Genomic DNA, 10,415 nt, shown 5'->3' on the forward strand with positions numbered 1-10,415 from the left:
AAATCCTTCGAAAGAGGAGCAAATTACTAGCCGTAGTCCATACGGTAGCAAGTGAACACGTTTGCATCGACATACTACGATAAGAATGTGGCACAGTGGATAGATTTGTTCAACAGCGATACCTGGCGTGAGTCGACCGCACAATGGATCGACTCAGCATGCGAGGCCTACGGGATTAAGCGCACCGCTCCCCCTCAGTTCGCGCCTGCTCAATTGCACCAGATTCAGGCCTCGGTGAAGACCGATGCAGCTGATCTGATTTTTACTGCCAACGCCCCTGGGCTGGCTGCCGAACCGGCCATCACGGTGACCGCGGGCCAATTTTTGCCCGACCGTGTGGTGGTACCACTAGCCGTGGATCGCAGTGCAGGTTACATGCTCAGTCCTGATTTTGGTCATTCGCTGGCCGATCTTGGTGACTCCGTGGAGCACTGGGAGATGGCCATGGCTTCCCTAGGCTCCTTCCAAGTCGCTCTAATGGGCCACGAAGATGAATTTTTCGACTCCGGGGTGACCGTGGTGGACCCGCAGTTCCTGCCAGAGCAATTTGAGCAGGCATTGATGATGCATGTTTCGTTGCCACCCGAGCACCCATTGCATATTGATGGTGCTCACGCAGATCACCTGGCCGGTCACATCGACGAACTATCACGTGCCTGCAGCATCTTGCATGACGGACCGGTACCGCTGAGCCTGGAACATGGCAACTTTGATCTTTCCCAGGTGGTTGTTCCCGGCCAGGCGGGCGAACACGGACGCATCTTGAACCTGTCTTCGGCGCATTGGGCTCACCCATTCTCGTCCCTAAATGTTGCTCTTCAGGCAATGACCGAAGCTTGGGATTGTGACACCAATGACGAGCGAGTCATGCAGGTGTTGTTCTCCTACTTGGATCAGTTTGCGGCTTACGGCACCGCCGATGAACTGTACGAGCTGATCGACCCAGCGTGCCTGGTCGCTCCACTGTCTCAGCACGAGACCTGGCTGCGCCTATTGCTGGATGCTGACGATGACAAGCTACGAGAATATGCTCCCGCCGTTCTTGGAACGCTGGATCTAGCGTAGGTTAGAGCGCTTAGTTCTTTAACGAACTTCGGGCCCCTGATCAGGGGCCCGAAGTTCTGTTTTTATTTGGACACTGCTGCTTGAATTTCTTTATAAGCGTTTTGTGCGGCATCACTGACGCTTTGTCGTCCGAAGAAGACTTCCATCTCGTATCGGTAGAGCACGTCTTGAACCGCGCTGAAGCCCATCGGTGGGATCGCTTCGGTATCTTTCAATTCCTTTTCAAGGCTGGTGACGAACTTAGCTGAAGCAGTCTCAATTGAGTCGAGGTCGGCGACCACTTCTTTACGGACGTCCGTATTTGCCGGCAGTCCTCTGTCCATCTTGTTTAGCTTGCCTGCTTCTGGCGAGTTAACCATGAAGTCGATGAATTTCTTTACTTCTTCCGGGTGCTTTGTGCGACCGTAGCCTGACATCATCATCGATGACTTGTACCAGAGGCCATTATCTTCGGCCTTACCTGTATGACTTGGCAGTCGCAGTGGCACCAGATCCGAGCCTACCGCTGCCGATAGTCCGCCAAGCTGGTTACTCCACCACATGCCAAAGGCCGCCACTCCCGTACCGGTCATTGAGCGGTCGGGGCCAGCGTTCTGGTTTTCGGCCAGAACTGAGGCCTTAGGGTAGGTTCCGCCATCAAGAAGATCCTTGTGATGCTGGAAATATTTGGTCAAATCTTCCGCGGTGAATTCTAAATCGCCATTGGCTCCGGTTAGATGTTTGCCGTCTTGTCGCAGCCAAGTTTGCAGACCGGCCGGTTCGTTAGGTGCTTCGGCACCATACTTACCATCGGATTCCTTGCTGACTTTTTCGGTGATCTCGCGGTAATCGTCCCAGGTCCAAGTCTTGTCATCGGGCATTTCGATACCCACCTCGGCCAGCAGCTTTGGATTGGCAGTCAAGGTAAAGGAATTGATGCCAGTGGTAATGCCTACAAGTCCATCGTCGGTTGTACCGTTGGTGATTGAGACTTCTTCAAACTTGGAGACATCCACACCGGTCAGGTCCAGCAAGGCCCCGCGGTCAGCGTATTCACGCAGGAACTTGTCATCCATCTGAATAATGTCAGGAGCGTCGTTGGAGGCCACCTGCGTTGCTAGCTTGTCCCAGTAGCCGCTCCAGTCAGAGAATTCGCCTTGGACGTCAATGTCCGGATTCTCAGCTTCAAACGCTTCGATGATTTGATTGGTGGCCTGCGCTCTTGAATCTGAGCCCCACCAAGAGAAGCGAAGCACCGTTTTTCCATCGGAGCTATCTGCGTTGCCGCTGCCCCCACACCCCGATAGGGCCAATGCCGCGACCGCGAGAAGTGCGACAGACTTACTCAAACGAGCGCCAAGATATTTTCGACTTTTCTTCGACTGTTCCTGCTGGTCCATGAGACTCCTCCTTGAGTGGGCCTGAAAGTGCGCCGATTCGGTAGCTGGGTATCATTTTCAGCTTTTCGGAAAGCGCTTGCCAAACAATCTATGTGTGACACCCATCACGAGTCAAGTGGTGCAGCGGAATCAGTCAATAACAATTGGGCATGACTCCATACCCGATTGGCATCACGGTAGTCTCGTGAAAAATTCTGTGGATTCACGTAATACCGGAGTTCCAGTGACCACCATTTTCCGCGCATCACCATGACTGAGCACCATTTCACCAGCCCAACGGCCAATTTCTTCTAGTGGTAGATGGGCGGTGCTAATTGAAGGTATGACGTCCTCCAACGTTGGAATATCATCAAAACCGACAACCGCGATATCTTCGGGGACGCGAAGGCCTCTTTCTCTGATCGCACGCAGTGCGCCGAGGGCCATAACGTCAGAAACACAAAATACGCAGAGCTGTTGGTTTGAGATCTCAGCTGCGTGCGAAGCCAGGAAGTCACTCATCGCCATATATGCACCCTCACGGGAGAACGCTCCGTGAATCACGTCAACAGCACTTAGCCCAGTCCGCTTGAGCTTAGTCAGGAAACCATTGGCGCGGTCCGCCGAGGTCAACAGATTCCTGTCACCAGAAAGCACCACGAAGGACCTGTGACCCGCTCGAATTAGTTCTCCGGCAAGGTTTTCGGATGTCTTCGCATTATCTATTTGGATCCCACCAGTAGTCGCTAGCGGCTGCCCAATAACCACTACCTGGCCACCATTTTCTTGGTAACTCTCAATGAGCCGAAGGAGCTGTTCATCCTCAGACATCCCGCGAGAACCGGAGAGGATAATTGCGTCGGTCCGCTGGGACATAAATGCCCTCACCGCTTCAATTTCCCGGGTCGGATCCGAATCAGTGCTCGCAAGTAGGACTTGTGTTCCACTATCACCTAGGCCGCGCTGAACTCCCCGGGCAATTGTTGAGAAATATGGGTCCGCGATATCTCGCACAACCAGCCCGACCAACTTAGTGGAAGCGCGGGCAAGCGCTTGCGCTTGAGCATTGGGAAAATACCCAAGTTTCTCCGCAGCCGCACGGACTTTGTCTGAGATTTCAGGAGCAGGTTTTCTTGCGGAACCGTTAAGTACGCGCGACGCCGTCGCCAAGGAAACACCCGCTTCATTAGCGACGTCAGTTAGTCGAATAGCCATCTCAAATCCTTATCATCCGCTTCGGGCCAGCACAAGCTTATCTTTCAAAAACACCAATGGTTGACACTCCAATATTGCATCACTATCGTGGAAAGCGCATTCCCAAATCTGTTTCCATGTCTCACTTCAGCCCAGGAGCTTATCGTGACGAATACCAAAGTTCTCCGCATTGCCATGAATGGCATTACCGGCCGCATGGGCTACCGCCAGCACCTACTGCGTTCGATTCTTCCCATCCGCGATCAAGGTGGCATCACACTGGCAGACGGATCCAAGCTCACTGTGGAGCCGATCCTCGTTGGGCGCAACGAAGATAAGTTGCGCGATCTAGCTCAAAAGCACCATGTAGAACACTTCAGCACCGACCTTGATTCACTCATTGACGATCCGAGCATCGACATCATCTTTGACGCATCGATGACCTCTTTGAGGTACGACACTCTGTCAAAGGCCATCGCTGCAGGCAAACATATCTTCACTGAAAAACCGACAGCCGAAACCCTCAGCGACGCAATTGATCTTGCTCGACAAGCTCAAGATAAGGGAATCACCGCCGGCGTAGTCCATGACAAGCTCTACTTGCCGGGCCTAGTTAAGCTACGGCGGTTGGTAGATGAAGGGTTCTTCGGAAGAATTCTCTCGCTGCGAGGAGAGTTTGGATATTGGGTCTTCGAAGGAGAAATCCAAGAAGCTCAACGGCCGTCATGGAACTACCGACTCAAAGACGGTGGTTCGATGACCACGGACATGTACTGTCACTGGAATTATGTTCTGGAAGGAATCATCGGTCAGGTCAAGACCGTGACTTCAACTACCGCCACCCACATTCCAACACGCTGGGACGAAGAGGGCGAGCCCTACACGGCTACTGCAGACGATGCAGCCTACGGCATTTTTGAACTGGAAACTCCAGCAGGCGATCCGGTGATCGCGCAAATCAATTCTTCGTGGGCGGTACGCGTTTACCGCGACGAATTAGTTGAATTCCAAATCGATGGGACCCACGGTTCTGCCGTTGCCGGCTTGAACAAGTGCGTGGCCCAGCAACGTGCCCACACTCCGAAACCCGTATGGAACCCTGACCTGCCTGTCACGGAGTCCTTCCGTGACCAGTGGTTAGAAGTACCAGCCAACGCCGATCTAGATAACGGATTCAAATTACAGTGGGAAGACTTCCTCGCTGACGTCGCGGCAGGACGTGAACATAAATATGGACTCCTCTCCGCTGCACGTGGTGTTCAGCTGGCAACCCTAGGACTGCAGTCAGCCGCCGAACGCCGGACCCTAGACATTCCGGAGATTACGCTATGAAGGAGCTGAACTTCCCAGAACTCACGTTGGTTGACGAACACGGACAAGCCTTCACCTACACGATGAAAGGCCCCGGGAACTTCAGCCGTCCGCAAGCCCCCATCGCCTCCCGCAAGGTCTATGCAGCAGCACATGTCATCCCAAATATGGGAGCCGACAACACCCCCGGGTCGCCCGCGGTGATCGATTGGAACGCCACACTCGGGTACCGCCACGAGCTCTGGTCTTACGGACTAGGCGTTGCCGACGCGATGGATACGGCACAGCGTGGCATGGGGTTGGACTATTCAGCCACGTGCGATCTAGTCACTCGATCTGCTCAAGAAGCCGCCCTCGTTGTCCAAGAGAATCGCTATCCTGCTCTTGCCGGGCTTGGAGTGCGTGACATACTCGCTTGCGGAGTCGGAACCGACCAACTGGCAACCGATTCCGTGGAGCCTGGCCAATTACAACTTGTTATTGACGCCTACCTTGAAATGCTTCGCCTGGTAGAAGGGTCGGGAGCAAAATCCATTCTGATGTGCTCCCGCGCATTAGCTAAGGCCGCACGCACCCCTGAGGACTACCGTCAGGTCTACGGAACTCTGCTAGAAGCAGCGCAGGAACCAGTTATCCTGCACTGGCTGGGCGAGATGTTTGACCCTCAGTTGGCCGGTTATTGGGGCACCTTTGACCTTGCCGAATCAACCGAGGTCTTCCAATCCATCTTGGAGGAATACTCGGAAAAAATTGACGGCGTCAAAGTCTCTTTGCTCAATTCAGAACACGAGAAACAACTTCGTACGGCTCTGCCTGCTGGGGTCAGGCTCTACACCGGGGACGACTTCAACTATCCAGAACTCATTGATGGCGACGGTGAACTCCACTCCGATGCGCTACTGGGGATCTTCGCAGCAATCTATCCTGCAGCCTCAACGGCGTTACAAGCCTTCGATGCCGGGGATTCCACCCGAGGTCGCGCAATCTTGGACTCCACCCGGGAACTGGGACTACACGTCTTCAGTGCCCCGACTTTCTACTACAAGACCGGAATCGCCTTCCTTTCTTGGCTAAATGGCCACCAAAGTGGTTTCCAGATGGTGGGTGGGCTACACGCCGGACGCTCTCTACCTCACCTAGTCCGGACCTTTGTTTTGGCCGATTCAGCCGGACTACTGCTGAAACCACAACTGGCTGCCGAACGCATGGAACAACTCCTAGCTGTATACGGAATCAAGGCACCAGACCGATCACTGACAGGAGTGTCATGAGTTTCGAACTTTCACTGAACACCGGCACCACCCCTAACCTCAGCCTGGAACAGGCCGTCGAAGCCGCGGCTACCGCCGGTCTAACCCACATCGGGCCCTGGCGCCACCTACTGGACGAAGCTGGTGGGGCGCAGCGTTCGGCCACCATCATCGCCGAAGGTGGACTTCAGGCCAGCACCTTATGTCGTGGTGGATTCTTGACGGCCGCTTCCGAGCAGGGACAGCAAGAAGCCCTAAAATCCAACCGAAAAGCCATCGAGGAAGCCGCCACCATTGGGGCCAATAATTTGATCATGGTTGTTGGTGGCCTACCTTCGGCGGCGCACATACTCGGTGGGACTGGCGACCCGGCCGATAAGAACATCGTTGCCGCGCGTGACCGCGTTGCACGAGCTCTTGATCAGCTCGTTCCGCTAGCTTTGGAACACGGCATTTGTCTCGTCCTTGAAGCGTTACACCCGATGTACGCAGTTGATCGGGCCGTGCTCTCAACCTTAGGTCAGGCGTTGGACCTGGCCACCGCACATCCTGCTGAAGCGGTCGGCGTTGTCGTTGATACCTTCCACGTTTTTTGGGATCCGCAGTTGCATCAGCAGATCCAACGTGCCGGCCACGAGCGTCGCCTCGTTAGCTATCAAATCTGCGACTTCAATCTACCTATTGCTAGCAATGCGCTGCAGTCACGCGGAATGATGGGTGATGGGCACATTGATTTCGAGACCATTTCACGTTGGGTGGCCACCGCTGGTTATCGCGGTCCGGTGGAAGTCGAAATCTTTAATGACCAGATCAATTCCCAGGACGCTCATCTGACACTGAACACCATGGGTGAGCGTTATGAGTCGTTGGTCCTTCCGCATCTGGAACAAGCTGCCGGCATCCAGCCGGCGAGCGCCATAAACTGATCTGACTTCGCGAATTCCCAGAGGAGCACCATGAACCAGCACACCACCTCAGACGCCGGCCTTGAGCAGCGTTCCAAACTATCGTCAACAGCTCCTGCGGTGGTACTGGTTGGCCTGAATGGTTTTGGTCGTCAGCACCTAACAAACATCCACCGCTTGGTGGGAGAACAGAAGCTACAATTCCTAGCTGGTGTTGACCCCAAGGACCCTGGGGTTCTGGTTCGTGGCGAAGACACTGAAATTTTCTCCACCTTTGAAGAGTTCCTTGAATCGGGTCTCAAAGCAGAGATCATCATTATCTCGACCCCGATTAGTACCCATGCTGATCTAGCCATGAAGGCGTTGCAGACCGGCGCAAACCTATATTTGGAAAAACCGCCGACAGCAACGCTGGAGCAGTACGAGATCTTACTCAAGGCTGCACAAGAAGCTGGGGTCAGAGTTCAAGTGGGTTTTCAAGCTCTGGGATCCCTAGCGCTCACTGCTGTTGATGAACTCTTTTCGGTCGGATCACCAGATTTACCTATTGGTGAGCTTCGAGCAGTGGGGGCGAGCGGAAACTGGCAACGCACCACAGGCTATTACAACCGTTCCCCATGGGCTGGGCATCGCCAGCTCAACGGAATCGAGATTGCCGACGGTGTTGTCACCAACCCTCTAGCCCACGCGGTCGCGAGCGCTTTGCGGATTGCCGGTGCACGGCGCGCTGATGACGTCGTTTCGATCGCCACAGATCTCTATCACGCACACGAAATTGAAGCCGATGACACCTCAGTAGTGAGAATCCAAACCAGAACGGGTATCCCCGTGACTGCAGCCTTGACTGTCTGCGCTGAGGAACAGCAGGATCCGTGGATTACTATCTATGGCACCGAAGGCTCGGCAGTCTTGTATTACACCCGTGATGAACTGGTCATTCGCCCCAATCCAGATTCTCAGCTCCCTGAGACATCCAAGAAATTCAACCGCGTCAATCTGCTCGAAAATCTCGTTGAGGTCCGGGCAGGAACGGCGCCGCGACTGCTCAGCTCCCTCGAATCTTCTGGCGCGTTCATGCGAGTACTCGAGCAAATTCGCACCGGAACCGAGCCAGCATCCATTGGGCCTGAACATGTCATCGCCACCGGAGAGGGCGATGAATTCCATCCGGTCATCCCAGATATCGAAGAGTTCATCAATCGAGCTGTAGCCGCACAATCGGATTTTTCTTCACTTGCAGCCCCTTGGGCTACACGCCCCGACGCCAGTGGAAAACTTTCACTGAACAATCCTGTCACTGGCCAGCAACAGAGCATCGCTAGGCTCCGCACCGGCAAGGATATCTCTGTCACCAACTCACCTCGCCCTTTCCTCGACGAGTTAAAAACTTTGGGCGGCGTACATATCAGCGATCAACAACCTCTGGATCACACCTGGCATCTCGGGGTTGGAGTAGCACTGCAAGATGTCAATGGAAATAATTTCTGGGGCGGACGGACCTATACCCGTGCCGACGCACGATATGTATGGCGCCACGATCACGGGCACATCAGAACAATCTCGAATTCATTCGACCGCAACACGGCTTCTCTCAGTTCGCATCTGGAGTGGGTCGGCCATGACCAGCAAGTGTTGCTCGAAGAACATCGCACGGTAGATTTCCATGCCTTCACCCATTCAGCCACACAGACACATGGGTGGATTATGGATTTTAGTTTCACCCTCAAAGCCCTAAACGAGACCGTGTCCATCGGTTCTCCTGGCTCTAATGGTCGGCGCAACGGTGGATACGGCGGTTTCTTCTGGAGGCTGCCCAAGGCCAACGGCGCAGAAATTTTCACGGAATCGAATTCAGGTGAAGAACTAGTCCATGGGACGCGCACCCCTTGGTTAGCGTTCACCGCAGAATTTTCCGCTCAGTCGGTCAGCCTTGAAGAACGCGGCACGGGACATGGAGAGGCAACGCTCTTGTTCTGCAGCGACGATAATGATCCGTGGTTCGTCAGAAGCTCTGGATATCCCGGGGTGGGAAGTGCCTTGGCTTGGGATTCACCGGTCGTGCTAAATCCAGGTGCGTCGCTGACCCGTCAAATCCGAGTAGTGGCCATTGATGGTCGGTGTGATAAATCTACGGCTTCCACGCTGTTCCACGAATTTGGTAGAGACCACTAGAAAGTTCACTTATGCCGACGCTGGAATCAAATACATACGCAACAAAGCATACTCAACTCATTGAACTCATCCGAGCCCGCGGCGCCCACGCGCTGATGTTATCAACTCCGGCATCACTGGCATGGTTCCTTGAAGGTGCCCGTACTCATGTTTCCCTTGCTGCACCAGCGGTGCTAAGAGTATTGGTACATGTCAAAGGTTGCGAACTGGCCACGTCCACTAGCGAAATCCAGCGAGTTAAAGACGAAGAAGTCGGCGAAGAATTGTCGGTGAAATTCCACGTCAGTGAGTGGTACGAATCAATTGATGATCTCGGTACGTGGTTCCCCGAAGCTTCTGACTGGACGATCCTGTCCGAATCTCAAGTCGAGCCCGAACTTCGTGCCTTGCGCACAGCTTTGTCACCCAGCGAGGTGCAACGCTATCGGCAGTTGTCTCAGGACACCGCTGCGGTAATGACTGACGTGCTCTCCGTCGCGTCCAAAGACGACACCGAATTTTGTCTCGCAGCTAAGCTTTCCGCCGGTGTAATAGCACTTGGCGCAGAAGTGTTGGTGGCACTTGTTGGTTCTGCCTCTCGTGCAGATTACCGTCACCCTTTGCCTACGAGTGCTCCGTTGGGTCACAAGGCTATGGCAGTTTTGTGCGTACGACGCCAAGGGCTAATTACCAACCTCACGCGCTGGGTCCGGTTCGATACTCCCACCGCGGAAGAACTCGCCGGTGAAGCCGATATTCTCGGCGTGGAAGCAGAAATCATCTCCGGCATAAAACCTGACATGAAACTCGGGCAACTATTGCCCGTAATCCAGCGAGCTTATCCGGCCCATGGCTTTGACGAAAGGGAATGGACCCGTCATCATCAAGGTGGAATCGCGGGATATAACGGGCGAGAACCACGTCTGGTTCCGGGAGCCACTGACCGCTTTCAGACCAATCAGGCATTCGCTTTCAACCCGAGCGCCCAACGCGATGGGCTGATGTTTAAGGTTGAGGACACCATGCTACTGACCGATTCTGGCTCTATCGAGGTACTCAGTACTGATCCGCGTTGGCCATCCACAATAGTTAATGGGCTGCCCAGACCCGAAGTGCTACAACGCTAGGTGGTAAGGCAAAAAACCGGTGGGAGCAAGTCAGCTGACTTGCTCCCACCGGTT

At 54.3% G+C, this 10,415-nt stretch carries 8 protein-coding genes; 6 read left to right on the forward strand and 2 right to left on the reverse strand.

The genetic code is table 11. The features are described 5' to 3' along the window. The first annotated feature begins 51 nt into the window (after positions 1 to 51). Positions 52 to 1,065 (forward strand): hypothetical protein, encoded by a 1,014-nt coding sequence (locus FJV47_RS06170; RefSeq protein ID WP_159611091.1) that lies wholly within the window; start codon positions 52 to 54, stop codon positions 1,063 to 1,065. 62 nt (positions 1,066 to 1,127) lie between these two features. Here FJV47_RS06170 and FJV47_RS06175 read toward each other — a convergent pair whose 3' ends face one another. Together FJV47_RS06175 and FJV47_RS06180 are read right to left on the reverse strand one after the other, a co-directional pair. Next, the gene (locus FJV47_RS06175) at positions 1,128 to 2,444 is read right to left on the reverse strand and encodes an ABC transporter substrate-binding protein (RefSeq protein ID WP_159611093.1); all 1,317 of its coding nucleotides are present in this window, start codon (positions 2,442 to 2,444) and stop codon (positions 1,128 to 1,130) included. A 171-nt stretch (positions 2,445 to 2,615) separates the two neighbouring features. Continuing rightward, positions 2,616 to 3,638: a LacI family DNA-binding transcriptional regulator gene (locus FJV47_RS06180; protein WP_159611095.1), complete on the reverse strand. Its 1,023-nt coding sequence runs from the start codon at positions 3,636 to 3,638 to the stop codon at positions 2,616 to 2,618. A 174-nt stretch (positions 3,639 to 3,812) separates the two neighbouring features. Between FJV47_RS06180 and FJV47_RS06185 the strand changes: the two genes are divergently transcribed. Genes FJV47_RS06185 through FJV47_RS06205 form a run of 5 tightly spaced genes read left to right on the forward strand, consistent with a single transcriptional unit; the run spans position 3,813 to position 10,361 of the window. Then, positions 3,813 to 4,949: a Gfo/Idh/MocA family protein gene (locus tag FJV47_RS06185; protein ID WP_370514960.1), complete on the forward strand. Its 1,137-nt coding sequence runs from the start codon at positions 3,813 to 3,815 to the stop codon at positions 4,947 to 4,949. After that, a complete protein-coding gene (locus tag FJV47_RS06190; RefSeq protein WP_159611097.1) occupies positions 4,946 to 6,199 on the forward strand; it encodes a dihydrodipicolinate synthase family protein in 1,254 nt (417 codons plus the stop codon). The genes FJV47_RS06185 and FJV47_RS06190 overlap by 4 nt, the downstream gene beginning before the upstream one ends. Beyond that, a complete protein-coding gene (locus tag FJV47_RS06195) occupies positions 6,196 to 7,104 on the forward strand; it encodes a sugar phosphate isomerase/epimerase (protein ID WP_159611099.1) in 909 nt (302 codons plus the stop codon). The genes FJV47_RS06190 and FJV47_RS06195 overlap by 4 nt, the downstream gene beginning before the upstream one ends. Positions 7,105 to 7,134: 30 nt before the next feature. Continuing rightward, complete coding sequence (locus tag FJV47_RS06200) at positions 7,135 to 9,255, forward strand: DUF6807 family protein (RefSeq protein WP_159611101.1); 2,121 nt, start codon at positions 7,135 to 7,137, stop codon at positions 9,253 to 9,255. 11 nt (positions 9,256 to 9,266) lie between these two features. Next, positions 9,267 to 10,361, forward strand: coding sequence for a Xaa-Pro peptidase family protein (locus tag FJV47_RS06205; RefSeq protein ID WP_159611103.1), 1,095 nt, complete (start codon positions 9,267 to 9,269; stop codon positions 10,359 to 10,361). The last annotated feature ends 54 nt before the right edge of the window (positions 10,362 to 10,415 follow it).

The organism is Glutamicibacter sp. JC586, assembly GCF_009805585.1.
Lineage (GTDB): Bacteria > Actinomycetota > Actinomycetes > Actinomycetales > Micrococcaceae > Glutamicibacter.

Bases quoted from the DNA above. Each gene is read 5' to 3' on its own strand.
- FJV47_RS06175 (WP_159611093.1), bottom strand. From the start codon at position 2,444: ATGGACCAGCAGGAACAGTCGAAGAAAAGTCGAAAATATCTTGGCGCT.
- FJV47_RS06180 (WP_159611095.1), bottom strand. From the start codon at position 3,638: ATGGCTATTCGACTAACTGACGTCGCTAATGAAGCGGGTGTTTCCTTG.
- FJV47_RS06185 (WP_370514960.1), top strand. From the start codon at position 3,813: ATGAATGGCATTACCGGCCGCATGGGCTACCGCCAGCACCTACTGCGT.
- FJV47_RS06190 (WP_159611097.1), top strand. From the start codon at position 4,946: ATGAAGGAGCTGAACTTCCCAGAACTCACGTTGGTTGACGAACACGGA.
- FJV47_RS06195 (WP_159611099.1), top strand. From the start codon at position 6,196: ATGAGTTTCGAACTTTCACTGAACACCGGCACCACCCCTAACCTCAGC.
- FJV47_RS06200 (WP_159611101.1), top strand. From the start codon at position 7,135: ATGAACCAGCACACCACCTCAGACGCCGGCCTTGAGCAGCGTTCCAAA.
- FJV47_RS06205 (WP_159611103.1), top strand. From the start codon at position 9,267: ATGCCGACGCTGGAATCAAATACATACGCAACAAAGCATACTCAACTC.